Annotated in this window: 26 protein-coding genes and 1 pseudogene; 9 read left to right on the top strand and 18 right to left on the bottom strand. The window is 47.5% G+C overall.

Features of this window, described 5'->3' with window-relative positions:
* Window positions 1–54 precede the first annotated feature (54 nt).
* From ACR9FF_RS09855 to ACR9FF_RS09845, 3 genes are all read right to left on the bottom strand, one after another.
* Window positions 55–1,116: an LLM class flavin-dependent oxidoreductase gene (locus ACR9FF_RS09855; protein WP_435170734.1), complete on the bottom strand. Its 1,062-nt coding sequence runs from the start codon at window positions 1,114–1,116 to the stop codon at window positions 55–57.
* Between the two features lie 206 nt (window positions 1,117–1,322).
* Complete coding sequence (locus ACR9FF_RS09850) at window positions 1,323–2,216, bottom strand: NAD-dependent epimerase/dehydratase family protein (protein WP_435170732.1); 894 nt, start codon at window positions 2,214–2,216, stop codon at window positions 1,323–1,325.
* Window positions 2,217–2,262: 46 nt separating this feature from the next.
* A complete protein-coding gene (locus ACR9FF_RS09845; RefSeq protein ID WP_435170730.1) occupies window positions 2,263–3,021 on the bottom strand; it encodes a glycosyltransferase family 2 protein in 759 nt (252 codons plus the stop codon).
* 319 nt (window positions 3,022–3,340) lie between these two features.
* Between ACR9FF_RS09845 and ACR9FF_RS09840 the strand changes: the two genes are divergently transcribed.
* The 5 genes from ACR9FF_RS09840 (at window position 3,341) to ptsP (ending at window position 8,345) form a co-directional block, all read left to right on the top strand.
* The gene (locus ACR9FF_RS09840) at window positions 3,341–4,201 is read left to right on the top strand and encodes a PRD domain-containing protein (protein ID WP_174806541.1); all 861 of its coding nucleotides are present in this window, start codon (window positions 3,341–3,343) and stop codon (window positions 4,199–4,201) included.
* A gap of 41 nt (window positions 4,202–4,242) precedes the next feature.
* Complete coding sequence (locus ACR9FF_RS09835) at window positions 4,243–4,728, top strand: PTS sugar transporter subunit IIA (RefSeq protein WP_435170727.1); 486 nt, start codon at window positions 4,243–4,245, stop codon at window positions 4,726–4,728.
* Window positions 4,729–4,753: 25 nt separating this feature from the next.
* Window positions 4,754–6,205, top strand: coding sequence for an N-acetylglucosamine-specific PTS transporter subunit IIBC (gene nagE / locus ACR9FF_RS09830; RefSeq protein WP_435170725.1), 1,452 nt, complete (start codon window positions 4,754–4,756; stop codon window positions 6,203–6,205).
* A gap of 102 nt (window positions 6,206–6,307) precedes the next feature.
* Window positions 6,308–6,568: an HPr family phosphocarrier protein gene (locus tag ACR9FF_RS09825; RefSeq protein WP_174806540.1), complete on the top strand. Its 261-nt coding sequence runs from the start codon at window positions 6,308–6,310 to the stop codon at window positions 6,566–6,568.
* Window positions 6,569–6,584: 16 nt separating this feature from the next.
* Entirely contained in the window at window positions 6,585–8,345 is a 1,761-nt protein-coding gene (gene ptsP / locus ACR9FF_RS09820; RefSeq protein ID WP_435170723.1) for a phosphoenolpyruvate--protein phosphotransferase, read from the top strand.
* A gap of 172 nt (window positions 8,346–8,517) precedes the next feature.
* Here ptsP and ACR9FF_RS09815 read toward each other — a convergent pair whose 3' ends face one another.
* Together ACR9FF_RS09815 and ACR9FF_RS09810 are read right to left on the bottom strand one after the other, a co-directional pair.
* Entirely contained in the window at window positions 8,518–8,997 is a 480-nt protein-coding gene (locus ACR9FF_RS09815) for an AAA family ATPase (RefSeq protein ID WP_435170721.1), read from the bottom strand.
* 71 nt (window positions 8,998–9,068) lie between these two features.
* On the bottom strand, window positions 9,069–10,040 hold the full coding sequence (locus ACR9FF_RS09810; RefSeq protein WP_435170719.1) for a helix-turn-helix transcriptional regulator: 972 nt from the start codon (window positions 10,038–10,040) through the stop codon (window positions 9,069–9,071).
* Between the two features lie 92 nt (window positions 10,041–10,132).
* Here ACR9FF_RS09810 and ACR9FF_RS09805 point away from each other — a divergent pair, with 92 nt between their 5' ends.
* Window positions 10,133–10,612, top strand: coding sequence for a hypothetical protein (locus ACR9FF_RS09805; protein ID WP_127493926.1), 480 nt, complete (start codon window positions 10,133–10,135; stop codon window positions 10,610–10,612).
* Between the two features lie 27 nt (window positions 10,613–10,639).
* Window positions 10,640–11,119: a GyrI-like domain-containing protein gene (locus ACR9FF_RS09800; RefSeq protein WP_435170716.1), complete on the top strand. Its 480-nt coding sequence runs from the start codon at window positions 10,640–10,642 to the stop codon at window positions 11,117–11,119.
* A 63-nt stretch (window positions 11,120–11,182) separates the two neighbouring features.
* Here ACR9FF_RS09800 and ACR9FF_RS09795 read toward each other — a convergent pair whose 3' ends face one another.
* The 3 genes and pseudogenes from ACR9FF_RS09795 to ACR9FF_RS09785 all read right to left on the bottom strand — a co-directional run bounded on the left by ACR9FF_RS09795 (window position 11,183) and on the right by ACR9FF_RS09785 (window position 12,610).
* A complete protein-coding gene (locus ACR9FF_RS09795) occupies window positions 11,183–11,749 on the bottom strand; it encodes a dihydrofolate reductase family protein (protein WP_435170714.1) in 567 nt (188 codons plus the stop codon).
* A 77-nt stretch (window positions 11,750–11,826) separates the two neighbouring features.
* Window positions 11,827–11,937: pseudogene (locus ACR9FF_RS09790) on the bottom strand (MBL fold metallo-hydrolase); the annotation flags it as partial.
* A gap of 22 nt (window positions 11,938–11,959) precedes the next feature.
* Entirely contained in the window at window positions 11,960–12,610 is a 651-nt protein-coding gene (locus ACR9FF_RS09785) for a nitroreductase family protein (protein WP_435170712.1), read from the bottom strand.
* Window positions 12,611–12,781: 171 nt separating this feature from the next.
* Here ACR9FF_RS09785 and ACR9FF_RS09780 point away from each other — a divergent pair, with 171 nt between their 5' ends.
* Window positions 12,782–13,147 (top strand): winged helix-turn-helix transcriptional regulator, encoded by a 366-nt coding sequence (locus tag ACR9FF_RS09780; protein WP_201004839.1) that lies wholly within the window; start codon window positions 12,782–12,784, stop codon window positions 13,145–13,147.
* Between the two features lie 553 nt (window positions 13,148–13,700).
* Here ACR9FF_RS09780 and ACR9FF_RS09775 read toward each other — a convergent pair.
* The 4 genes from ACR9FF_RS09775 to ACR9FF_RS09760 all read right to left on the bottom strand — a co-directional run bounded on the left by ACR9FF_RS09775 (window position 13,701) and on the right by ACR9FF_RS09760 (window position 16,867).
* Entirely contained in the window at window positions 13,701–14,483 is a 783-nt protein-coding gene (locus ACR9FF_RS09775) for a hypothetical protein (RefSeq protein ID WP_435170710.1), read from the bottom strand.
* A gap of 160 nt (window positions 14,484–14,643) precedes the next feature.
* Window positions 14,644–15,144 (bottom strand): cysteine hydrolase family protein, encoded by a 501-nt coding sequence (locus tag ACR9FF_RS09770; RefSeq protein ID WP_127493916.1) that lies wholly within the window; start codon window positions 15,142–15,144, stop codon window positions 14,644–14,646.
* Between the two features lie 46 nt (window positions 15,145–15,190).
* Entirely contained in the window at window positions 15,191–15,811 is a 621-nt protein-coding gene (locus tag ACR9FF_RS09765; protein WP_435170708.1) for an alpha/beta hydrolase, read from the bottom strand.
* A gap of 21 nt (window positions 15,812–15,832) precedes the next feature.
* Window positions 15,833–16,867 (bottom strand): phosphotransferase, encoded by a 1,035-nt coding sequence (locus tag ACR9FF_RS09760; protein ID WP_435170706.1) that lies wholly within the window; start codon window positions 16,865–16,867, stop codon window positions 15,833–15,835.
* Window positions 16,868–17,345: 478 nt separating this feature from the next.
* Between ACR9FF_RS09760 and ACR9FF_RS09755 the strand changes: the two genes are divergently transcribed.
* Window positions 17,346–17,804 carry a hypothetical protein gene (locus ACR9FF_RS09755; RefSeq protein WP_435170704.1) on the top strand — a complete coding sequence of 153 codons (459 nt, stop codon included), beginning with the start codon at window positions 17,346–17,348 and terminating at the stop codon, window positions 17,802–17,804.
* Between the two features lie 239 nt (window positions 17,805–18,043).
* Here the strand turns inward: ACR9FF_RS09755 and atzF are convergent, their stop codons facing one another.
* The 6 genes from atzF to ACR9FF_RS09725 are packed head-to-tail and all read right to left on the bottom strand — an operon-like array spanning window position 18,044 to window position 24,559.
* Window positions 18,044–19,816, bottom strand: coding sequence for an allophanate hydrolase (gene atzF / locus ACR9FF_RS09750; RefSeq protein ID WP_435170702.1), 1,773 nt, complete (start codon window positions 19,814–19,816; stop codon window positions 18,044–18,046).
* 16 nt (window positions 19,817–19,832) lie between these two features.
* Window positions 19,833–21,449, bottom strand: coding sequence for a PucR family transcriptional regulator (locus ACR9FF_RS09745; protein ID WP_236013330.1), 1,617 nt, complete (start codon window positions 21,447–21,449; stop codon window positions 19,833–19,835).
* 18 nt (window positions 21,450–21,467) lie between these two features.
* Window positions 21,468–21,899, bottom strand: coding sequence for a cupin domain-containing protein (locus tag ACR9FF_RS09740; protein ID WP_435170700.1), 432 nt, complete (start codon window positions 21,897–21,899; stop codon window positions 21,468–21,470).
* A gap of 22 nt (window positions 21,900–21,921) precedes the next feature.
* Window positions 21,922–22,998 (bottom strand): ring-opening amidohydrolase, encoded by a 1,077-nt coding sequence (locus tag ACR9FF_RS09735; RefSeq protein WP_435170698.1) that lies wholly within the window; start codon window positions 22,996–22,998, stop codon window positions 21,922–21,924.
* Window positions 22,995–23,747, bottom strand: a complete 753-nt coding sequence (locus ACR9FF_RS09730; RefSeq protein WP_435170696.1) for an ABC transporter permease — start codon at window positions 23,745–23,747, stop codon at window positions 22,995–22,997. Before ACR9FF_RS09730 ends, ACR9FF_RS09735 begins: the two co-directional genes overlap by 4 nt.
* The gene (locus tag ACR9FF_RS09725; RefSeq protein ID WP_435170694.1) at window positions 23,744–24,559 is read right to left on the bottom strand and encodes an ABC transporter ATP-binding protein; all 816 of its coding nucleotides are present in this window, start codon (window positions 24,557–24,559) and stop codon (window positions 23,744–23,746) included. The genes ACR9FF_RS09730 and ACR9FF_RS09725 overlap by 4 nt, the downstream gene beginning before the upstream one ends.
* Window position 24,560 lies beyond the last annotated feature (1 nt).

Here is a 24,560-nt window from a genome sequence, read left to right as displayed (position 1 = left end):
ACGCTGTTTTTCCGAGTTGTCTAGTGTGAATAGTAAGATTTAACAATCGTTTAACTATACTTTTACTTGCAGGGCTTCCCGGACAAGCGGCGCAACTTCCTTTGCCAGCAGTCGGATAGAAGACTCCACCTGGGCGGCAGGCATGCCGCCAATGTCCATCTGGGCCATAAAGCGGGAATGTCCAAACAGCTTATGCTGGGCGATAATCTTCTCCGCAATCAGTTCCGGACTTCCGATCGCAAGCGCCCCCGCCAGCTTCTCGAAATCCTCCCGCGAGAGCGGCGTTCCGTTCTCCTTGCCGCCCATGAACTGGGAATAGTATACCGAATAACCGGCGTAAAATTCATCCAGTGCTTGCTCGGTTGTCTTCGCAACATAACAGTGACCGGTAATCGCCACCCTCAGCTCTTCTTCCCGGTAGCCTGCCGCAATGCCCGCTTCCTTGTAGCTGTCTACAAGATGCTTGTATTTCGTCGGTTCTCCGCCAAGCAGCGCAAGTGCCATCCCTGCCCCCTGCCGACCGGCCAGAGCCGCGCTTTCCGCCGTACTGCCAACGCCGACCCAGAGCGGGATTGCCGGCTGCGCGGGACGCGGTGCAATTTCCGCATCCTCCAAAGGACTGCGAAGACGGCCGCTCCATGTAACCCGTTCCGACAAATTAAGCTGTCTCATTAATTCCAGCTTCTCGGCGAACAATTCTTTATAGTCATCCAGCTCAAAGCCAAAGAGCGGGAACGATTCGATATAAGCACCGCGGCCTGCGATAATTTCCGCACGGCCGTCAGAGATGAGATCCAGCGTCGCAAAATCCTCGAATACCCGTACCGGGTCCGCAGTCCCTAGTACCGTAGTAGCGCTTGTAAGCCGAATGCGGGAGGTCGCCTGAGCAATTGCGGCAAGTACAACCGGTGGCGAGGATAAAGCAAAGTCCAAGCGGTGATGCTCGCCTACTCCAAATACGTCAATACCCGCTTCATCCGCAACTTTGGCTGACCGGATAATCTCCTTCATTCGTTCTCCCGCGTTCTTGAGCCCGCCCGTACGGGGATCAACCGCAAGATCGCCTAATGTGTAAATGCCAAACTCAAAATTCCCGTCATTCCCTGATGAACCCATCCGTATGTCCTCCTCAGCAATGCCACCGTGATCTAATAGTCTAATGATTGACATTGCTTCCATTCCTATTCATGTACGTAAAGTAAGTAGTATACGTATAGTAAGTGAAGTCTCTAGTAAGTAATTGTGCCTAATTCTATAGCATACGTCAAGCTTCCTTGCAAAAAAAGAAGGTTTTCATATCTATCACGGCGATAGTACTGCCGCTAAGCTCGATCAGAATACCATTTTACAGTCTTTTTTAACCCCGTGGACAAAGAAATGGCAGGCTTCCACTGCACTTCATTTTGAAGCCTCGCAATATCAGCCCTTACGACAACCGGCTCTTCCGGCCGTTCATCGCCAAACCTAATATTTGCTTCGCTTCCGATAAGGCTGCCGATCATTCTGACCATCCGCTCCAGCTGAACGGGCTGTCCGCTTGCGATATTTACCGTTCCCTCACATCGGCTTTCGAATAAAGCCACCAATGCGTCCGCCGCATCTTGGATATATAAATAATCCCGGTACAGACTGCCTTGCCGGCAATAAGCTTCTTCCTTGTTCAACAAGGAAGTAATCATGGATGCCACCAATCTTTTACCGGGTTCAGCTGGGCCGTACAAATGAAATAGTCTAGCCCATGCGCTGCTAAAACCCGCTATCCGCGCATAGGATTCCAGCCAGATCCGCAAGCTGTTCTTGCAGGCTGCGTAAGCATGGGCATATGAATCGGGGGATTCCGTTTCCGACAATACCCCTTCTCCCCATACATACTCCGCGCCCGTTCCGGCTGCAACCACGCGCTTGCCGCCGCTTTGGACAAACTGATGAATAAGCGCCATGCTGCATCTTGTCCATTCGTAATTGGTCAAGGACCGGTAACATCCCGGAGGAATGGAGTCCCAAGCAAGATGGATTAACGAATCGGGCTTTACCTTCAAGATAAAACGCGCCGCCTCATCTGCGTTCAGCAGATCAACCTGATGCCAATTCCCGCCTAACGCAAGCGGAGCTGTTCGGTATGCGGCATGTACCTCGTATCCTTTTGCCAGCAGCGAAGCGATAACGTACCGGCCAATCCAGCCGGTTGCGCCGGTTACGGCTACCTTATGCGACAAGCGTCAAACTTCCCCTCCAATCTGAAGCAAGCAAAGCAACCCAAAGCTAACGTAATCTCAACGACCTGAATTCCGGGATACGGCGCAAATCCTCCGTTATAGTGGCAAGAGCTAAATAGTTGGTTTCTAGTTCATGCAGATTAAATAGATGATGGCTGCCCATGTTGCTCTTCAAAGCATCTTCCGGAATCGTGGGACCAATCTGCAATTTCCTTGCAATCACGGCATAATTCCAGGGACTGAACGAGAATTTCATAATAAAAGCCGGAATCAGAAGCACCTCGTAAGGCTTAGTCGTCCAATGCCTGCCTGCCGTATATCCGCCGCTTCTGTATTTATGAATAAATCTTCCGTTATACAAGGCTTGAGGATCTGCCGGGAATAAGCCGTGATAGCGCTGTTTGACCAGCGGCTGCGCATAGATAGGATCCGTATAGTAACCTAGAGGATCAACCATCGTAATCGTCCTCACCGAATACATTTTCCCGCCAAGCGAATCCAGGATCTGAAATAGTTGAATGCCGTATCGGCTGACGAGAAATTCCGTTGTATTCAGCACGATTTTCCAGCCGGATACACCCTTCTCGATATCCATTACTTCCTTGTCGACTTTAACGGCATGAAAGTCCGGGACGCTGGAATCCCTTAACTCCCAGTGAGGTGCGAGCTTCCGAATAATGTCCGAGGATCTGTCCGTTGACCCTCGGTTAATCATAATGCCGTGGTCAAATAAGGGAACATGATGCATCAGCCACCAGGGCAGCAAATATTCCTCATTGTAGAAGTGAGAAATAAGCGTCGCCATCCGTTTCACCCCCTTATTGACTCTTTAAATCTGTAAGGATACTTTATCTACTATTATATGAAAGACGGCTGGAAGGGTTCATGCCAGGTAGGTCTCGAGAATCAGACCAACTAATTTGAGGCATGAATATTTTTCGATTGACGTAAACGGTTGCATGAATTATAGTGAAAACGAGCCAAATATATAACAAGCCTTTTGGCATGTTACTAGTTCGACTAGGCATGAGCCAAGGAGAGTATCCGCCCGAATGACGGCGGTGTCTTTTCTTGGTTTTTTTGTGCTCATAATGGGGAATTTACTACTGAGAGGAGGGATTGACGTGGGACTTACGGGACAACTTCGGATCGACCGGATCGTTGGCAACAATGTCATCCTGACGATGGAGCCGAATTCATCGAGGGAATACGTGCTGTTTGGCAAGGGCATTGGCTTCTCATGCAAAGGCCAGAAGTTTATCGATGCCGAAGACCCACGAATCGAGAAGCGGTACCGGCTTGACGACCGGGATAAAGCTCTGCATTACCATTCACTTTTGGAGGAATTGGACCCGGAAGTGGTTCAAATCTCCGAGCAGATCATTGATGAGATTCGGGAACGGCTGGGAACGCCCGTCGATCCGAAAGTGTATTTCGCCTTACCGAGCCATATCCAGTTTGTCGTCTACCGGTTAAGAAACGGCATGGAAATCGTCAATCCTTTCCTGTACGAAACGAAGATGTGTTATCCCCAGGAGTTCAAGATCGCGGCCAAGGCAGCCAAGATGATCAGCGAGAAATTCGACGTCACTATCCCTGAAGATGAAGTCGGCTTTCTAACGTATCACGTGTATTCGGCAGCAGGGTCCGTTACCGCGGGACAGATGGTTCAGCTGACGGAGCTGATGAACGAGATCGTAGAGCGGATCGAAGGTTGGCGGGAAGCGCCAATGTCCAAGAAGAGCTCGGATTATGCCCGGCTGATTATGCATTTGCGTTATATGATGGAACGTATTTTGCAGAATAAGGAATCTGAAAATCCGTTCTCCGCAGAGATTAAAGACAAAATACCTACCGAGCATCGCAAGGCGGAGTTAATTGCGAAGATGATCGGAGAAAGACTAAACGTCAAGGTCTCCACCGACGAGATCGGTTATCTCGCGATGCATTTGTACCGGCTGTTCCGTTCGGTAGATACAGAATGAACATAAACAGACAACAACATGGATAGCAAGGAGTAGATCATATGAAATGGTTTGGCAAAAAATCGAATTCCGTTAGTGTAGCCGCACCTCTTAGCGGCAAGCTTGTTCCGCTTAGCGAAGTGCCGGATGAAGCGTTCGCGCAAGGCTTAATGGGAGAAGGAGTTGCAATCGAGCCGACGGAAGGCCGCGTCATCGCGCCGTTTGACGGCGTCGTGAGCCATTTGATCGACACGCATCACGCCTTGATCATTGAGCATTCGTCCGGACTACAGCTGCTTATTCACGTTGGCATCAATACCGTTGCCTTAAACGGCGAAGGCTTTAATGCGCTTGTGAAGACAGGCGATTCCTTCAAAGCGGGTCAAACCCTTCTCGAATGCGATTTGGATAAAATCCGCGATGCCGGTTATCCGGTCATAACACCGATTATCGTAGCGAACGAAGACGGCGCAGAGAAAGTGGAATGCACCTTCAAAACCGTTAATGCCGGAGAACCGGATGCGATTAAGGTTGTTCTGAAAACCTAAACTATTTGACATGGAGTGAGATAAGATGCTCGCATTTTTGCAAAAGATCGGTAAATCTCTAATGCTTCCCGTCGCAGCTTTGCCTGCGGCAGCCCTCTTATTGCGTTTCGGCAACATCGATTACGTAAAGGATTTCGGATTCGGCCAGTTCGGCGACTTCCTGAACCATTATATCGCTCCGTTCCTTGCAGCGGGCGGCTCCGCGATTTTTGACAACCTGCCTCTCATCTTTGCGATTGGCGTTGCGATCGGGATGGCCGGTGATGCGGTTGCAACGCTTGCCGCCGTTATCGCGTATCTTGTTCTTACGAACGTGCTGGGCAAAATCCCAACCGTATTCACGGGTCTCGTGGATAAAGACACAACGCTTAACATGGGTGTATTGGGCGGTATCATTGCGGGTCTTGTCGCTTCCTACTTCTATAACAAGTACCATGACATCAAGCTTCCGGATTGGCTCGGCTTCTTTGGCGGCAAGCGATTCGTTCCGATTGTCACTTCGTTTGCGATGGTTATCGTAGGTCTTATCTTTGGTCTCATCTGGGGACCTGTCCAATCGTGGCTCGATACGTTCGGCCGCTGGATCGTAGACCTTGGCGGCGTCGGCGCGTTTATCTTCATGACGGCCAACCGGCTTCTTATTCCGTTTGGTCTGCACCACGTCATTAACGCAATCGCTTGGTTCCAAATCGGCGACTACACGGATGCAGCCGGCAACGTCGTTCACGGCGACCTGCACCGCTTCTTCGCGGGCGACCCAACGGCAGGCATGTTCATGACAGGCTTCTTCCCGATCATGATGTTCGCCCTCCCGGCCGCTGCCTTTGCGATTATTCATACGGCAAAACCGGAAAAACGCAAGCTTGTCTCTTCCATCTTTATCGGTTCCGCTCTTGCTTCGTTCCTGACGGGTATTACGGAGCCGCTTGAATTCGCGTTTATGTTCGTGGCACCTGTGCTGTACGTGATTCACGCCGTGTTGACCGGTATATCCGCATGGCTTGTCGTTGAGCTTGGCATTCATCATGGCTTTGGCTTCTCGGCCGGCTTCCTTGACTACGCGATCAACTATCCGCTCTCCACGAAGGGCTGGATGATTATCCCGATCGGTCTCGTATACGCCGTTGTGTACTATGTCCTGTTCCGCGTCGTAATCGTGAAGCTGAACCTGAAAACGCCTGGCCGCGAAGACGATGATTTGGTGGAAGATGGCGCCAAGGATGGAGCTCCGGCAGGTGCAGGCGACGATAAAGCGAGTCAGGTTCTTGCGGCGCTTGGCGGTTCCGGCAATATCGAGAGCATCGATGCTTGCATCACCCGCCTCCGCCTGATCGTGAAAGACGAGAAAGCGGTGAACGACGCCGAACTGAAGCGTCTTGGCGCGGCAGGCGTAATGCGCCTTGGCAAAGGCGCCGTGCAAGCGATTTTCGGTACGCAGTCGGAAAGGTTGAAAGAACAAATCAAAAAACGCATGTAATCAGATAAATAGGATCGACATTAGCTCAAACTTACGAAGTAAGAATCACCACGAATGGCCAAAACGAGGCCATTTGTGCAGCAATTCTTTTTAGGAGGATTTATGGTGGAGAAAGCATACGTAGTTATGAACCCGACGGGCGTCCACGCCCGTCCCGCTAAAAAAATCGTTGAAGCTGCTAAAATTTGCGAAGGCACGGTTTACATCGAGAAAGGCGGACGTAAGGTCAGCGCAAAAAGCCTGGTTAACGTGCTGTCAATCGGAGCCAAGCAAAACGATACGGTAACGGTCAGTGCCGAAGGAGAAAAAGCCGAAGCTGCGGTTGACGCTATTGGTGCGGTGCTGGCTTCTGTGGAAGCCTAGTAAGGAGGCACGCAAAATGATGGCAACCGAGATAAAAGGGATCGCCGCATCGGAAGGTTACGCAATCGGCCGTGCGGTTATCCTCCGCGAAGAGGCTGTTCCTCAAGGAATAACTTACGTCGAAGCAGGCGAAGAAGCGGCTGAGCTCAGCCGCTTCGATACTGCTGTGGCGGCAGCGCGTAGTGAGCTTGAAGAGCTTCATAACCGCATGATAACGGACGGGCGCGAGAAGGAAGCCGAAATTTTCGAAGCGCATTTGATGCTGCTTGAGGACGAAGAGTTGATTGGCGCGGCACAGGAACGGATCCGCGGACAACGTTACAAGGCGGAAGCGGCGATGAACGAATCCGGCGAAGAAGTAGCCGACATGCTCGCCTCCCTGGATGACGAGTATTTGCGGGAGCGCTCGGCGGATGTCCGCGATGTCAGCCGCCGCGTCATTCGTAAGCTTGGTCACGGCACGGACGCCGATTCCGTTCCGGCTTCAACAACAGCTACGCATTCAAAAGAAAAGTCTATCCTGTTCGCCTTCGATCTGACGCCTTCGGATACGGCTCAGCTTGATCCTTCTGTGATTGGCGGGTTCGTAACGGCGGTTGGTGGGCGCACCTCCCATTCCGCCATTATTGCCCGTTCGGTCGGCATCCCCGCGATTGTTGGCGCCGGAGATGAAGCGCTGCGTATTGAGGACGGTCAGCTCGTTATCGTAGACGGTGCTGCCGGACTTGTGCTGGTCGAGCCGGAAGACGAAGAGCTGGCCCGATATCAAGCGCTGCAAGAAACAGCCGCGGGACAACGCGCGCTGCTTGAGCAATTCCGCGGCAAGCCTTCGGTTAGCGCGGACGGACATCAGGTTGAACTGGTCGCCAACATTGGCTCCGTGCAAGATGCGCGTCAGGCGCATGAACAAGGTGCAGAAGGCGTTGGCTTGTTCCGTACCGAGTTTCTGTACATGGGCCGCTCCGACCTGCCTACGGAGGATGAACAGTTCTCCGCTTATAAAGATGCGGCTGAGGCCTTTGGCCAAGGTGCTCCCATCGTCATCCGGACGATGGACATCGGCGGCGACAAGGAGCTGCCAAGCCTGCAGCTCGAGAAGGAAGACAATCCCTTCCTCGGCTACCGAGCGATCCGGATTTGTCTGGACCGGCCGGAGCTGTTCAAGACTCAGCTACGCGCCGTTCTGCGCGCAAGCGCCTACGGCAATCTGAAAATTATGTTCCCGATGATCGCTACGCTTGGCGAATGGCGGCAGGCCAAGGCTTTGCTCGAGCAAGCCAAGCAGGAGCTTAGAAGCGAAAATATCGCCTTTAACGAACGGATTGAAGCCGGTATTATGATCGAAATCCCTGCTGCCGCCCAAATGGCGGATCGGTTCGCCCGGGAGGTTGATTTCTTCAGCATCGGCACCAATGACCTCGTGCAATATACGATGGCAGCCGACCGTATGAATCCGAAGCTTGGCTACTTATCCGATCCCCTCCATCCTCCCGTCCTCCGGTTGATCGATCAGGTTATCCGGGCGGCCCATAAGGAGAACAAGTGGGTAGGCATGTGCGGCGAAATGGCGGGAACGCCAATCGCCATTCCGATTCTGCTTGGCATGGGGCTGGATGAATTCAGCATGAGCGCATCGGCCGTCCTTCCCGCCCGCGCGCTTCTCTCGCGTTTAGACCGCGAGAAACTGACTTCCCTCGCGGAAGCCGTGCTTGATCTGGACGATGCGGAAGCCGTGCGTTCCTACGTTGAGCAGCACGTTTCGGAGCTTGCGAAATAAACATGAAAGACAGCTTACAGCAGATAAAATGCTGAAGCTGTCTTTTTTTTTGCAAGTATAGATATTACTCTGGATACGATGTCTGTGCTTAACTAGGAAAGGGTTGGGAAACACTAAAATAAATCCCGATCGGCAGAGTTAATCGGGATTTAACGGAAACAATCTTTCGTTTTTAGATGACGTTTAAAAACTCGCTGCGCCTCGTAATTTCCGCGGATAAGCTCTCCGGCATTCTAGAGCCTACGCAAATAAACCGAACATCCGTATTGATATTTAGATATCTTAACAGCTCGAATATCTCGGAGATATTCGTGCTCGTTTCAAATTGTTGAATATTATCAAAGACAAAATAAGAAATCTTCTTTTTTGCCAGTTCCGAACACAACAAGTGAATTAAATAATCATTTTGATATTGTTTGACAAAAGGCACTTCTATCGAATGCAGCAATTGAAGGATCAACGATTTAGTAGATCTAGCAGACATTAAATTCATATAAGCTGCATGATCGTTATCCTTGCAGTATCTCTTAAGCACGAAAGAATTCCCGCTTGTATGATCTGCTGTCAGAAAACAAAACACTTTATCATTGCTTTCGTTCAAAAAGCTAGATATTAAAAGATGAGTTTTATCATAACTCAGTTGTTGACTCATAGAAATAACCTCCAAATATACTAGATATTCAGAAGTATCGTCGCTAAATTTAACTTTTATACAACAATAGACTAGTTAGGAAATCTTAGATGGGTTAAACGATCTTCCAAAATCAAACGCAGCTCTTCTGGAATACGCTCAAACACGACCCCTTTCCCCAAAAATAACAGCCAATCCGCGTAGTAAGCCAGTTCCTCAGCATCGTTCACATCGAGCTGAACATTAAAAATCCCGCTCGACTGAAACATTCCGGTAAAGGACAAAATAATCCCCGGCGGGTGCATGCGTTTAAAACGCTGAATCCCAGCCGCGTCAAGCTTCACAACTAGATTGGACTGACGCGCACCGATCCGTTTTTTGCTTAAAATCTCTTGCTCGGAGTGTTTCATCTCATCCTCGGAAATCGCGGAATCCCGCAGCAAATCAACCGGCAAATAACGAAATTCGTCCGTATCAAAATCGTAAACCTCGACTAGCCACTGGGCATTCGAGTTGAAAATATGCAGCAAAAAAACATCCAGCAACTGCGGCCAGCCGGGACTCGGTTCATACGTCACGCGCAAATGCTTATCTCGCACAGCAAGCGAAATCAACTGATTTAATTCCGCAGGCGCTGCATCGTCGAGCTCCAACAGATTCGGATTGGCAGGATTCGTATTTTCAAAAAGCAAAATATGATTCAGCTCGATTAGCTCGTCCTGCTGCGTTTGCGACGCGATGCCGATAAGTTTTTCCGTGATCGAGCGGCGATTTTGCAGATAGGGCAGCTGTGAGTTTTTCGAGGCTATAAAACTGATAAAAATCGCCTTCAGCTCATCCGGCGTGAAACGTGCAGCGGGCAAATACTGATTTTGCAGGACATTGTAGCCTCCGCCCCGCCCCAGCTCGGTTGTCAGCGGAAAACCCATCGCCTGGATCTCGTTAATGTCGCGAATCGCCGTCGCTCGGGAAATTTTGAACTCCCGCTGAATCTCGGCAATTGTAAAATGCGCGCGGTTATTGATATAGCGCATGATTAGGTTTACTCGTTCTGTTTTCTTCATGTGTTTATTGTATCAAAAAAGTATCATTTTTTGATACATTCGGCAAATAGAATCAATCTTGTCAAAGTAAACACACAAAGGAGATAATAAAAATGTCTAACTACTCCATCAAAACGATCTCGGAAAATTACAAAATGACGGCTTTCGGTGTTTCATTCGAGGACTTCAACGACTGGGCAGGCAACGCAGCAAAAACGGCAGCGAAAAAGGCTGAAATCACCGAAAACGGCAAGCTTGCTGAGCTTCTCGCGCTGGCTGACGGGCAAGAATATCAAATCAATTACGTGCTCGACGGCAAGGCTTGGCGCGGCTTCGGCGTGATGGGTGATTTCAAGGTGGAAGACGCGATTGTCCTCGATTTCCTCGCCGGCGACTACCTCGTTGTGCCTGGCACAGGCTCTAACAAAGACAGCCTTGCTGATGAAATCACAGGCAAAGTTTTCGGCGGCTTGCTGCAAGAAGTTACTGACTACAAATACGTAGGACCTGGCAACTCAACATTCGTCAAAGCAGCCGAAAACGGTGAATTCTACGGCGAAATGTGGCTTCGCGCAAAAAAAGTCGACGCCTAATCTTTACGAATTTCGAAAGGAGCTCCCATGGCAGCAGAATATACAATTGAGCGTAAAAAATCGTTCACATTAACCGCATACGGTTTTTCAATCCAGTCCAATTTCCAGGACATGACAGCTTTGCAAAAGGAAAAAGCCGAATTCTGGGGCAAACTCAAGGCTGACGGGCGATTTGCTAAGCTCAAAGACGCTGCAAAAGATGACCGTGAATGGTCCGTGAACGAGGTATATCAAGGCAAGCCGTGGAATTATTTTGCTGTGGAAGCTGGAAAATCAGTGGCTGACGCTACCCGCATGATCGAATTTCCGGAGAGCGAGTACATCGTTGTCGCGGGAAAGGGTGACAAGGAGACTCTGTTTGATCAGTTGACTTACCTTGCTTTTGGCGAAGTCTTGTCCCAAATCACTGATTATGCTTACATCGGCGGACCAAATGCGACCTATCGCGAGGATAACGGTGAGGGCATCTTTTACGGCGAGTTCTGGGTACCTGTGGTAAAAAAATAACTTGCACCGCCATGAAGCTGCCGACAATATCGGCAGCTTCATCCTCGTTGCGTAACGGTATGGCTATTTCTCCAACTCATAACGGGTCGCAATAATGCCCGACTTGAACGTTCGGCTGGATAACAGCTTGAGCTTAACTTTCTCGCTGCCTTCGAATACCGATTTTCCGCTGCCCAAGACGACCGGACAAATCGTCAGCAGGAATTCGTCGATCAGGCCAAGCTCAAGCAATGTTTTCGCCGCTCCCGGGCTGCCAAAGATGACGAGATTCTTCCCTGGCTGCTCTTTAAGCTCCTTGATTTGCTCTGCGATATTCTCCTTAATCAGTATCGTATTGTCCCATTCCGACTTGTCCATCGTTCCGGAAATGACGATCTTCTGAACATCCTGCAGCCATCTGGCATGCTCCATCTCATGGACTGACGCATCAGGATTGTCCAACATCGTGGGCCAGTAGCCCTCCATCATCCGATACGTCGTACGCCCATAGACGGGAGCTCCGACCTCGGCAACGACCTCCTCGGCGTATTTCTCTAGTTCCTCGTTATACGGAATCCAATCGAGTCCTCCGTTCAAATCCGACGCATACCCATCCAGCGATACATGCATAAACAATACGAGTTTTCTCATGTCCGTTACTCCTTTGATTTCGAATTTATTCACTTTTATCATAAACCATTACGTAACGTCAGGTTCAAGCAGAATTTTTCTTTGGCTGCATCATCGTAATGATCCCCGTGAAGATGGGTAATAATAACTGCATCAATACCACGAAAGATTTCGTCCACCGATAACGGCAATTCAGTTAAAGAGTTTGCCATGTCGTCTTTCAGAGTAATTTCAAGTATACGAGTTCCAGAAGGTCACTTCATCTACCTCTAATCTTACAGTCGGGTGTCCAGGTTCTTTTGCTTTTCCAACAGCGATCAGTAGAACATTAACGAGATTTTCTGGTATATTGAACTCTTTACGAAACTCTTCAACATCGTATCCAATCATAGGTACAGTATCGTAACCTCTTGCTTTTGCAGCTAACATAAATTGCATAGCTGCTAGGCCACTATCAAGCATTAGCCATTCTCTTTTGACTTGCTCATTTACATGCCCACTAAAATTGTCTATGCTATTATCAATTTTTTCTTTAACTTCTTTTGTCATAAAACCCGCATCGACAGCTTTTTGGTTAATTCTATCCGAGTTTTCTATAGAATAAGCATTCAAATCACCTAACACAGCAATTACAACAGATGCTTCAAGTGCTTGACGTTGACCTAAAGCAATTTTGTGTAATCTTTCTTTAAGAACAGGATCCGTAAAGACCATAAACCTCCAAGTGTTTAGATTATGAGCATTTGGAGCAAGGATAGCTTCTCCAATAAGTTCTTTAATTTCTTCATCAGGAACATGAACTGAAGTATCATATTTGCGAACAGATCGGCGATCATGAATCACATCGTAAAAACTAGCACTTAGATTTTTCTTCTTTTCCATTTGCCTTGCCTCCGTCATATATGAATAGAATAGATTAGTTTAAGCTATAAGACCTAAATAGCTTACCGGGTTTATTATGGTATAGTACAAATACATTGAAAAGTACGCACTTTTTCGTGATATACACACGAAAAAGTAACAATTGCATTATTGTTAGGAGATCTAATCAAAATGAGAAAGATATATAATAATCAAGTTGAAGTAGTGTTAGATGTAATGGGGGGAAAATGGAAGTCACATATTATCTTCAATTTAGGAAGTGGACCTGTTAGAACGGGTGAATTAAAACGTTTGGTTACGGGGATTACACAAAAAATGCTTATAGAAAAATTAAAGGAACTCGAACAAGATGGGTTAGTTTCCAGAATCGTGCACAATCAAGTGCCGCCGAAGGTTGAATATTCGCTTACAAACTTAGGGGCTTCATTGAATGACGTTTTAAAAGGAGTTTGTGATTGGGGAGATCTTTATGTTAAGCAAAGATACTCTGAGGATGAAGTTATAATAAGGGCGAATGAGCATGACACACACCCATAAATAAAGGCAGCCGCTCATTCATCCTCCGATCTGCTGCCAATCTTTTTGATTAAACTAATGTTCCCCGTTAGTCTCATCAAATGATTCTATGTGGCAGTTCAAATGTAGTTTGAGCTAATCCAGGATAGAAACCTACATTGTAATATAATGCTTCCGCTGGATTTCCTATTGTGATAAAAAGACGAAGAACCTCATACTCTTCATGCAACACAGTTAACGCTCTTCTTAATAATTTGGATGCTATTCGGTTTGAGGCTGGATGCTGAAGCCTAATCGAGAAAAATGTTCCGTTTGATTGGGCAAAATTCCGAAGGCTTGAATTGGTTTGCTTAAATCTGAAATGTTCAATAAAAGCTGTTTTATTTTTAACATTACCAAGTACAAATCAACAAAAGGTGGTTCTAAAAATAAGGAGGATAGCTCATTGGGCTCGATGGAAACTCCTCCGATTCTATGACTTTTAAGGTATATCCAGTAACATGGGGTATCTATGAATATACCAAATACGTTTCCATTATCGGATTGCAGTTCTAAAAATGGTAAATAAATTTTATTAATTCAGATATTCCAATGCCTCTTTGCTAAGCTCTTCATAGTGAATCCCCTTGATATCTCCAGATCTGGCATCCATGTTGATGATGATGCGATCTAAGCGATCATCTTTCTCTTTATGAAAAGAATGAAACATAACTGTCCACATTCCTTCGCTTAAAATGGCGTCTTCTGATTCAATGGACATATTTTCTTTTTCATGCTCCTCAATCCATTCCATCACTTCTTTATTCTCTTTTGCTTTCGCTTTAGCTTGATCTACAGTCAAGATTTCTGACACTTTATCCATTACTAATTCTAATGGTAATGTGGATAGGAAGCGCTCCTTGCCGTGCATTTGAAATGAAAAATATACATCATACATGCCACTTAATGCGCTTACCGATTGTCCATTCGATAATCTAACCTCACGTTTAAATGTTATTTCTTTTTCTAATGTTTCGTTTGGCTCCATTTCCTTTAAATCATTCGGATCAAAAATATCTACACATACTACTTCTTTTTCACCAATTGCAATAAGGAGAGAATAGGCATCTTCCTTTTGCACAAATATCTTAAAAGGAATGCTGCAACGGTCATTATAAACAATTGTCTCCCCACTGTTATTGGTAATCGATGCAACGACTTTAATATTTTTATTTATCGTAATTTTGGCATTTAGTACAAGTCCGTTCTGTTCAAAATCGTGAGTGAGCGTTATTAGGTTGCCAGGTACTGACTGCGATTTCGACCCACAGCCCGTAAGCATTATTAAGAGAAAAAGAAACATCACAATTTTTTTCATTCTACTACCCCCTTGCTATCTGACGGAAGCACACACACGATTGTTGCGCTAACCTGCCCTACATAAACAAAAGCCGCAACTGATCATCCGATCTGCTGCAGCTTTATGTGTTGAACTTATATATTAGAATGAATAAAACATCTAAGATTTCTTATCATCTTTATACAAATTCTAAATATCTATGATTCCACATCTTTTCATAAAAATTAATAGTCTCTTCTGCAGACATAAATGAATTATTTAATGTGGAGGTTGCGTTTTTTACCATAAAATTTTTGTACCCCAGTCCATGAGCAAACTTAATAGTAGCATCCATACAGTATTCTGTTTGGGCACCGCAAAATTCTATACTGTGTACATTTAATTGATCTAAAATCTCCTTTAAGTTCGTTCTATAAAAAGAATTGGCATGTATCTTTTTTATCAAAAAATCTTGTTCTTGGACATCAAGTTTAGCATCAATAGCCCAAAGTTCCTCTCCAGGTATGAGCTCCTCATCACAATGTTGAACAAAAATAATTTGTTTATTCAACTTTCTGTATAACGAAATTCTTTCATTTACTTTAATAAGTAATTCCTCTAATCCAAACAAATGTTCTTTGTTGTAACATACACCATTTTGTAAATCGATAATTATTAATACATCAGCACTAGTTTCCATAATTTCCACCTCTTTATTTATCTAAAACTTAATAAATTTAATTATATCATTCTTTAATTAACTGTAATTCACCTTTATAAAAATTTATAACCTTCATCAATATAGTAAGGTTTTCATCTATATTTCCGGACTCTAATCCATGATCTGCATTTGGAATCTCAAAAACCCTTTGTTTGTTTTCAATTTCAATTGCATTTTCCCTTGTAAAGTACGGATCGTTCCCACCATAAATGACAATTCCTTCTGATGCATTAATGAATGGAATCGTTTCAACTAAAGGGGTTAAGTAAATATGCTTTGCTTTTATTTGTAATCTTTTGTAAACCTCACCTGCCACAATAGTCCCCATACTCTTGCTAATAAAAATAATTTCATTATAGCTATCCACTTTGCTCCTAATCGAGTCATAACATTCATCTATTACTCTAGATAAATCATTCATGTCAAAACCGGTTCGTGCAGCTTGATATCCGTATTCCAATATAAATAAATCATAATTGTGTTGAAGCGCGACATTCCCCGCATAGTAAAGAAGCGGAAGTTCACAAGAGTAATTTCTACCCGGAAATAGTACAACAAGTTTATTATTTCGTTCTTGAACTGAAATAAGCTTTTGCTTTAAATCAGTTCCCCAAAATGAAGGTACTGAAACAATTTCAAATTTCATTTCTCCTCATCCCTTCATAACTCATCTGCTCCACTGTAACCAGATGTGACCATCCAGAGCCTTCATTTCATAGATTTTTTGGAGAATATGGACACACTTCGTCTTCTCATCATCTGCCACCGTATGGAGATACTGCTCCACAAGCCTGTATCCAAATACAAGAAGGATTATTTCGTAGACACAATGATCGGTAATAAGGGATACATCCACATACTCCGAAAAGCCTTTATAGTACGCAGGGACGCATCGCTGGTAGTGTTCTACCATGTGATCGATATCTGCTTCATCCGCAATCAGGCTTGCGAGATCCTCGCCGAGGTAGCCCCATCCGCTGGTATCCCAGTCGATGAGCGCGAATTTCCCGTCAACATATATCAGGTTGGTTACCCAGAAGTCCCGGTGGCATAGCACGAGGGGCAATTTTTCGATACGGGCGAATATCCGGTCTGCTTGCTCATCGATGTCTATAAGCATTTGTCGCACGTGTAGCGGAAATTGGCAGTCTTCCGATCGTATATAATCGTAGACGACCGGCCATGACCGATAATGCAAGTAAGTATTCTTCATGAAATCCTTATGACTCAGGTTGGTCAGGCTCTGTAGCACGGCGGGCTGTTCCGCATACAATTTGCCTTGAAAGCGCCCTAACTCTAGCGCAGCTTTTTCATACATGTCACTGGTCAAGTCTAAACCGGTTAAGCCATCGATATATTCCAGCCAAAGCTGGTATTCATTCTCTTCCGCATTGAGTTCGGCGAAATAACATGTCGGCCAGCGAAGGGCTGGCGAGAACGTCGATCCTAGGTCAGACGAATACAGATCATATTCCCGACGCCATGAGCCCGGATCGCCGTAACGCTCCCATTTATTCTGGTGTTTCAGTACTATACGGTACGGCAATTTTTCGCCGTCCACGGTTTCAGCGATCCCCTTTAACAGGTACACATTTCCGACAGTTCCGCCCTGTAAAGGAATAGTTTCGCAGTCGGCAGAGATGATATCCATCTTGAAGCGTTGGTTTAAAGCATAAATAAGCTTCTTATGTTCAATATTCATTACTTCCTCCATTTTCTTCGTTTACTTAATCCACATTGCGAGAATCAACAGCTGCTTAGATGATTATATCAAATGGAATTACCAATTTACGGAAGACTTTAGTTATAACGATTCTGCCTTCGTTGACATACTGGCAGCGAAATTAATTTTCCATGCTCCATCGTATATTTGTACATTGCATAGTACTGAATCTATGAATCTAATATATGAAAATAAGATAAAGAAGAGGACAGGAATTAGCTTTGCAGTAAGGTGTTCTTCCACGCATCGCAAATAATTGAGCCTCCGTCTGCTTGAGAGCCGCCCCCCATAGGTTATCCCCCCGAAGTACGCTATCTCAATCTCTATTACACTTTTTAAAGTGAAATCCCCCAGACCGATAAGGGACAGATCATATAGGTCCTATTTCGTTCTACAGAAACAGCTGGTAGGAGTACGACTACCGTAATTGGAGCCCGTTTTGAAAGGAGGTGATAGTATGTCAGTTAATATTGTAGATCACCAATATCAAGATGTTGCAGCAGGAACGGGTTCGCTTCCGTTTATAATCTCTCCTGGTGCGGAATACCTGTTGACCTCATTCTTTCTCCAAGTGAACAACATCAACAATCGGATCGAAATAAAAGCAACAATTGGCTGGGAGGCACAGCTGCTTCTACTCACAATTGTTCCGAAGCTGCTCTTTCGCATCCGGAGAGGCGGAACCGCTGCTCCTGCTCCTATTATTTACCAGACAACAGATTCTGCTTTTATCGGAACAAGAGATGAGGGTCCTTGGGTATCGCTTGATTTCACGACAGCCTTCCAGCATACGGAAATGGCAACAGCCGCTCTAGTTGGTACTTTCCAGCAATATGCTCTGACCGTAGAACATATCGGTCAAAATTCCGTTACCATAACCGGTCCTGTGCATCTTGACGGAACGGTCTATCTGTAATTAGGCAGTAAATAGGTGGTTGGTTAGCATAAACTAGGTAACCAACCGCCTCTTTTTTATCCCTCGGCCAAATGCTCCGGGCTTGCCATTCTGGCCAAAGAGTATCACCTGATTAATAAGCTTCACGTTAGGTGATAACATATTGCCCCTTACTTCAACAAAAATGGCAACCGATCATTTTTCAGATCAGTTGCCATTTTGTTGTTCTCAACTAAAGTTCGCCGTTAGCGTAAAAACCTCTATACGCTAATGTAACGCCAACCGCCAGAATCGGTAATATCTTCAGCTATTTGCTCCGCATAACCTTCGCAAATAAAGCCGGGAATTTCGGTGCCATCCTCAAGCTCGACTTTCCCGATTCCAAGCGGTGCAGGAATAAGGGCTGTGAATGCACCAAATGCCGCCTTCGGCATTTCCCATACTTCCAACTGAATGGACTGCCCTCCGTTACCCTTCTTGATCAAGCCGGGTTTAGCCGGAACGGTCGGCAATTTAATCATTTGATATTTTGCGGCTGTAGCCGCCTCACGAACAAAATGGGCACCATGCTCCAGCATTTGCTTCTCCAGAGGAAATCCACGCATATGAAGTCCGCATACGGCAACGGGTACCATTGCTTGCTCCGTTACGGAATTAGGTACAGGCGGTACAGCTGCACCACATTCTCCCGTAAGGAAAAGCTCAGCAGCGCCGGTAATGAGTGCCTCCTCTTCTGCAAGCGCGAACAGCGTAATCCCAAATGGCAGCTCATCAGCAGCAAAGCCTGCAGGAATCGCAACCGCGCATAAATCAAGCAAATTGCAATGATTGGTGTAGCGCCCCATATCCGAGTTTGCCCCTATTGGATCGGCACTCACCTGCTCGCGCGTCCATGTGCCTCCGCAGGTCGGCATCACCATTACCGCCTGCTTAAGCAGCTTCTTCGTTTCCAGCTTATACTGCTGCAATTGGTGCATAGCTTTAAACACAGAAGCAGCGCTGTGCTTCCCGGAAGCACCTGACCTCAAAATTCGCTCCGTCGTCTCAAACGTTACGCCCGGATTAGCTGTCACGAATGGTTCCAGACTCGCCCACCGCTCCGCAACCCAAGGCCCGTCGTATAATAACGCCGCCGCCCGGGAGAAGAAGTCATAATCGATATATTCCACAGCGACTCCAAGTTTAGTAATTCTTTCTACTGCAGCTTCCCAAGCTTTTTCATACTCTGCGGCATAAGGTCCATAGAACTGCAGCTTGACGCTTGGCAATACAACTTTGTTCGGGAGCTTTGATGCGGAACGCTCGATGCTGCGGGACCATGGATCGGATTCATGAATGCCGCGCGCAAGCTTATCAACCTCTAAGGCATCCGCGAGGGAGTGGGCAAATACATTGACGCAGTCAAGACTGGCGCAAGCCGGAACCACGCCTTTGGTCGGCCAGGCTCCAAGGCTTGGCTTATAGCCGACCAGATTGTTTAATGCAGCCGGAACCCGGCCGGAACCGGCGGTATCCGTACCAAAGGCAAAAGCCGCATGGCCGCGTGCAACAGCGACCGCCGAGCCCGAGCTTGAGCCGCCGCTAATCAGCTCGGGCCGCAGCGCATTATGCGTCTCGCCATACGGGCTGCGCACGCCTACTAGTCCGGTCGCGAACTGGTCCAGGTTTGTTTTGCCGAGTGGAATCGCACCTGCATCTATCATCCTCTGCACAACAGCTGCATGCTCCTGAGGTGTATAAGCAAATGTCGGGCATGCCGCCGTCGTAGGAATTTGAGCAACATCGATATTATCCTTAATGGCAAACGGAATCCCCCATAATGGAAGGCTTTCCGGGTCCGTCCCTTTCAACCGATCCAAATAGGGCTGCACACTATCCATAGTTGGCGGCGTAATCCAAATATTCATGCCGGCATCCGCCTGAACGCGCTCCATAATTCCATCAACAACAGCCTCGGGCGTAAGCGCTCCGCTTGCGTACAACTCTCGAAGCCGCTCGATGGTCAGCTTATCCGGAATACCTGATTTGCTCATGACCAACCTCCTACTCTCATAACGTTACCGGCCGCATCTCGTTTAGCTTAACGGCCAAATACAGCTGTAAAATATCGTCGCCGTCATCGACGTTAATGCCTAGCAGCTCGCATACTCGTTCCACCCGGTAAGAAACGGTGTTGTAATGCGTAATCAGCTCCGCGGACGTCTTTTTTACGTTCCGGTTATATTTGAAATAAACGCGGATCGTCTCATACAGCTGGGATTGATGTTTCTTATCGTATTCGAGCAGTGGAACGATATACTGATCCCGGTATTGTATAACTGCCTCTGAATGAGGCAGGTGATATAACAGTTGAAAAGCTCCAAGCCGTTTAAAATCCACATAGGGCTCTTCATAATTGCAAATCGTGCTGATGTGATGAATTTTTTTGGCTTCTTCATAGCTTTCGCACACCAGGTCAGGCCGGCTGGCGACATTGCCGATACAAAGCGAGAACGCAGTTGACGAACCAATAACCGATCTCAGGTCTGCCGCAACCCGGTCCAGCGCCGTCTGCTTCGAGTGCTGCGCGGAAACCGGAATAAGAAAAATCAATTCCCCTTCCGCTATCGTGAACTGCAGTCCTTCGCGAAGCGACTTGGAACGAAGCTTTTTGACTACTTGCTGCAGCTGCTTAACCGCAGGCTTTCCATTTAACCAGCGCACAAGCGCTACGAATAGCTGCTGCTGATCCTCCAACTGGCTGCCCGATGCTTCTGCCCTGAGCTTCAAATCCTCCATTGCCACGATCCGCCCGGAAATCCAATCCTGAAGAAACTGGTCAATATATTTTAATTCAACCTCTCTCCGGGCGTTTGCGTTGATCATTTCCAAGCCTACTAGAATGCCAACCCGATCTATCGTCAGTTGATCGACGATGGAATGCTCCTGATTCCACTCCAACAGAATAAGCAAACACTTCTCATGCTGCTTATCGTTTACCTCCGAGACGTATACCCGAATACGGCGGTCGCCAAGGGAAATGAAGCTGACGCCAAGATTCGTCTCCATCCGCAGCTGCGACCAGAGCTCGACATTCGCCGCTTGCGCAAGCAGCCCCGCTTGCGGGGATAGAAACAGCTGATCGGTATCATCGAGCAGCACGATTGGATTGTTCAACATACCATCGAGCGTTTGCAGAAATTCTTCAATTCCATTTCCGTACAACAGCTGCTGGGATAATTTTTGGAATCGGCTCTGCAGAAGCGACAGCTCCCTTACTTCGGTTACCAGCACTCGCTCCATAATATCGCGGACAACATCCGAGAACACGGTCGTAGCCGGAAGTTCGAAGACGGGAAAAGCGAGTCGATCCGCCAGCTCAAGCGCCCGCTCAGGAATCTCGTCAATGAACCGCTTCGTCTTAATGCCAAGCGCGGCAACGCCTTTTTCAACCAACTGCGGAATAATGTCCGCTATTGCCTCCGGCTGATCCCGGAACGGGAATCCGCTCGTAATGAGAAATTCCCCCGGTCTCACCCAATCGATGACATCAGGCACTTCCATGACATTGACCCGGTTAATGCTCCGATGCATACCGCCGGCACCGGCTAGTACGACTGCTTCCTTGAAGTCGGGTATAAGCAAGATGTCTCCGCAGGTGAAGCTTGCCTGATTGTTAGTCTCCAATGGCATTACCCCGCTATTCTATTTCTTAATGGAATAAACATCTTCCACGAGAGTTGTATTGAAAAACGAGTTGGCAGGCACGTTCTCCTCAACGGGGAGGAAAATACTGATTTGTTCGGACGGCTGATCATCATCGTTCGCTACGGAATGAATAACCCCGGCCGGCACATGAAACGTATCGCCAGCTTTGTAGCTTTTCCATTCGCCGTTGCAGAGCAGTTTTACTTTTCCGACGGAAATATATATAATTTCGGCGACATCGTGATAGTGAGGCAGTACTTGCCCGCCGACACCGATTTTCTCCCATAGAATCGAGCTCGAACGGATTCCCAGCCTATCCGCTTGCGCCGCCGATACGATTTCTCTATGATACAAATGAATATGGTCTGGCATCAGCCCCCATTCCATATGTTCCCCAACGATAACCTCTGTCTCATTTGCAATTGTCATATAATCAGTCTCCTATCATTCGCTATTTATGTTCGTTACGCCGGAAAACAACCGCTACCGGGCCGCCGCCCGCCGGACCCTGATGCTCCGCGCCGCCGGATACGTAGATCATTGGATCGCCGCATACGGAAGCGAGAACGCCTCCGACGACTGCGCGTGCATGACGGGTATGATTAATGTCCGAGTCATCGAGCATCGTATGCCGTTTGCCTCTTATATTTCCGGTTGGATCAGCCTCAGCCTTAGCAAGCACCTGCACCATCTCGGCATCCGGATATTTCTCCAGAATCCGCTTTAGTGCTCCCGCGTCAATTGCATCCTTCATCACATCGTGATCGATAAAATATGGCCCTTCCGCATAAGCGGAGTTGCCGAATACGATAACCTCGCAATAGGCGAGTTCGCTGCCTGCCGACGTGGATGCCACTTGGCTAAAAAGCTCCCACGAGTGGCAAATATCCGTATCCTGCAGTCGCTCCCGTTCAATCTCTCCAAGCGCTACGGCTGCGCCAAGCGCCGATGCCCCGCGAGAGTAGCCCATAGATTTGTAAGTATCCTCGGTTACAGTGGAGGCATCTCTAAGAACCGCTTCCTGCACTTGCTCCGCCGTCAGCAGCGGACATTTAATTTGAACAAAATGCACGTCGGCAGCATCGTTAATGCCCGCCCCTTCCATTGCCCGGAGAACGGCCTCCGCCACTTGATCCACTTGGGCGAGACGCCCAAGCTCCTCAGGCATGAAATCAGGCGTTCTTGCTACTCCAATCGCTAATGAAGACAACTCCTGCTTGCTCCTAATCGAATCGGATTCACTCCGGGTAATGACCGAGAAATGAGGGCTTAATATCCCCTCCGTTCCTCCGGACATCACGAACGAGACCGGTTCAGCAGAAGCTTCCTTATAAGGAGCGAACAAGTTTTTCAAGGCCAGAACCGCAAACCCACGGGTAAAGTCGTTGACACAGCCGTTCCCCTCCGTTTTGCCCAGCACGGCTACAACTTCCTTCGGGTTAATAAGCGACTCGTCAATATAGCGCTGAAGCGCAGACATATCATTCGGTGAACGAGCCGGTACTTTAATAACTGAACATTTCATCATAGATCATCCGCCCTTTGCCAGAATACAATTTTCTTCTCCAACCAGCTAATGCCCCAGAAAAGCAACAGTCCGCATAATGCCGATGCAATAATGGCCGAGAACATAATCGGCGTATCCATATGATAGGAAGATACGAGTACGACATAGCCTAGCCCTTTGTTCGCTCCGACAAATTCCCCGACGATCGCTCCTACGATTGCAAGCGACGAGGATATTTTCAAAGCAGAGAATACGTAAGGCAAGCTCGTCGGAAGGCGCAGCTTCCAGAATATTTCCGCTTTTGTTCCTTTATAAGTGGAGAACAGCTCCCAAGCCTCATGTTCAATGGCTTTCAGACCTTTGACACTATTGACGAGAATCGGGAAAAAGCAGATAAGCATCGATGCGACAACCTTCGAGGAATAGCCGGTTCCCATCCAAACGACCAACAGCGGAGCCAACGCGACGAGCGGAGTCGTCTTAAGCGCAATGGCGAGCGGGAAGGCTCCCTTCTCAATGGACTTGGAGTGAACGAAAATAACGGCCGTTATCATCCCCAAAATATTAGCGAGCACAAAGCCTGCCAACGCCTCCGTTAGCGTGACGAGCATATGGGACGACAGCGATCCGTCCATAACCTCAATGACGGCAGAAGGAGCGGGAAGTAAATACACGGGGACATGGAACAACCGGACGGCCAGCTCCCACAAAAGAATAAAGCCAAGCGCAAAGCTGATAGGGTACATGCTGCTTTTTATTTTATTCATCATAAGTGCTTGACCCTCTTTCTTAATTCATTAACCGTATGATGGTACTCCGGAAGCTCCTCCATGCCCACTTCACGGTGCGCAGGAAGCGGAACGGGAATAATGGCATCCACACCGGCCGGTCTTGGGGACATCATGACGATTCTGTTCGACATAATGACCGATTCTTGAATCGAGTGAGTGACCATAACGACTGTGCTTAAGCTTGTGTCTGGACTTTCCCACAGCCGCAGCAGCTCGAAATTCAATTTCTCTCTCGTAAATTCATCCAACGCGCCAAACGGCTCATCCATTAAGAGCACGGCCGGGTCAGCGGCAAGCGCTCGCGCGATAGCGATACGTTGCTGCATGCCACCGCTTAGTTGATGCGGGAAGTGATTCGTAAAGTCCTGCAGGCCAACCAGCCGAAGCGCTCCCTCCGCTTTGTCCCGAGCTTCTTTCTTCGAGAAGCGCTTCTCTCCGATCGTCAGTGGCAGTACGATATTCTGAATGGCCGTAAGCCAAGGCATCAGAACCGGCTTCTGAAAGACCATCCCGATTGAGAGATCCTTTGCGAGCTTAACCTCCCCTCCGGCATTCGGCTGGAGGAGACTCAGCATTAAGCGCAGAAGCGTGGACTTGCCGCAGCCGCTTGGGCCAAGGATAGAAACAAATTCATTATTATAGATGTCCAAGGAAACATTGTTCAGTACAGGAACATCGCCGAACGAAAGGGAGCAATTCTTTAATGTAACCGCGATTTCGTTCATCGAAGAAACCGATGCTTGTTCTTGCTTTGCCACTCCATTCATCCATTCACTTACCGTCGCTTGCACA

Source organism: Paenibacillus glycanilyticus, assembly GCF_051200795.1.
In the GTDB taxonomy this organism is placed as follows: Bacteria; Bacillota; Bacilli; order Paenibacillales; family Paenibacillaceae; genus Pristimantibacillus; species Pristimantibacillus glycanilyticus.
Note: the sequence above shows the minus strand (reverse complement) of the source record. Positions and strands in the feature narration are given on the sequence as shown.

Coding starts and splice junctions, on each gene's coding strand:
- ACR9FF_RS09855 (WP_435170734.1), bottom strand. CDS start 1,116: ATGGGTTCATCAGGGAATGACGGGAATTTTGAGTTTGGCATTTACACA.
- ACR9FF_RS09845 (WP_435170730.1), bottom strand. CDS start 3,021: ATGGCGACGCTTATTTCTCACTTCTACAATGAGGAATATTTGCTGCCC.
- ACR9FF_RS09835 (WP_435170727.1), top strand. CDS start 4,243: ATGAAATGGTTTGGCAAAAAATCGAATTCCGTTAGTGTAGCCGCACCT.
- nagE (WP_435170725.1), top strand. CDS start 4,754: ATGCTCGCATTTTTGCAAAAGATCGGTAAATCTCTAATGCTTCCCGTC.
- ACR9FF_RS09825 (WP_174806540.1), top strand. CDS start 6,308: ATGGTGGAGAAAGCATACGTAGTTATGAACCCGACGGGCGTCCACGCC.
- ptsP (WP_435170723.1), top strand. CDS start 6,585: ATGATGGCAACCGAGATAAAAGGGATCGCCGCATCGGAAGGTTACGCA.
- ACR9FF_RS09815 (WP_435170721.1), bottom strand. CDS start 8,997: ATGAGTCAACAACTGAGTTATGATAAAACTCATCTTTTAATATCTAGC.
- ACR9FF_RS09810 (WP_435170719.1), bottom strand. CDS start 10,040: ATGAAGAAAACAGAACGAGTAAACCTAATCATGCGCTATATCAATAAC.
- ACR9FF_RS09805 (WP_127493926.1), top strand. CDS start 10,133: ATGTCTAACTACTCCATCAAAACGATCTCGGAAAATTACAAAATGACG.
- ACR9FF_RS09800 (WP_435170716.1), top strand. CDS start 10,640: ATGGCAGCAGAATATACAATTGAGCGTAAAAAATCGTTCACATTAACC.
- ACR9FF_RS09795 (WP_435170714.1), bottom strand. CDS start 11,749: ATGAGAAAACTCGTATTGTTTATGCATGTATCGCTGGATGGGTATGCG.
- ACR9FF_RS09785 (WP_435170712.1), bottom strand. CDS start 12,610: ATGGAAAAGAAGAAAAATCTAAGTGCTAGTTTTTACGATGTGATTCAT.
- ACR9FF_RS09780 (WP_201004839.1), top strand. CDS start 12,782: ATGAGAAAGATATATAATAATCAAGTTGAAGTAGTGTTAGATGTAATG.
- ACR9FF_RS09775 (WP_435170710.1), bottom strand. CDS start 14,483: ATGAAAAAAATTGTGATGTTTCTTTTTCTCTTAATAATGCTTACGGGC.
- ACR9FF_RS09770 (WP_127493916.1), bottom strand. CDS start 15,144: ATGGAAACTAGTGCTGATGTATTAATAATTATCGATTTACAAAATGGT.
- ACR9FF_RS09765 (WP_435170708.1), bottom strand. CDS start 15,811: ATGAAATTTGAAATTGTTTCAGTACCTTCATTTTGGGGAACTGATTTA.
- ACR9FF_RS09760 (WP_435170706.1), bottom strand. CDS start 16,867: ATGAATATTGAACATAAGAAGCTTATTTATGCTTTAAACCAACGCTTC.
- ACR9FF_RS09755 (WP_435170704.1), top strand. CDS start 17,346: ATGTCAGTTAATATTGTAGATCACCAATATCAAGATGTTGCAGCAGGA.
- atzF (WP_435170702.1), bottom strand. CDS start 19,816: ATGAGCAAATCAGGTATTCCGGATAAGCTGACCATCGAGCGGCTTCGA.
- ACR9FF_RS09740 (WP_435170700.1), bottom strand. CDS start 21,899: ATGACAATTGCAAATGAGACAGAGGTTATCGTTGGGGAACATATGGAA.
- ACR9FF_RS09735 (WP_435170698.1), bottom strand. CDS start 22,998: ATGATGAAATGTTCAGTTATTAAAGTACCGGCTCGTTCACCGAATGAT.
- ACR9FF_RS09730 (WP_435170696.1), bottom strand. CDS start 23,747: ATGATGAATAAAATAAAAAGCAGCATGTACCCTATCAGCTTTGCGCTT.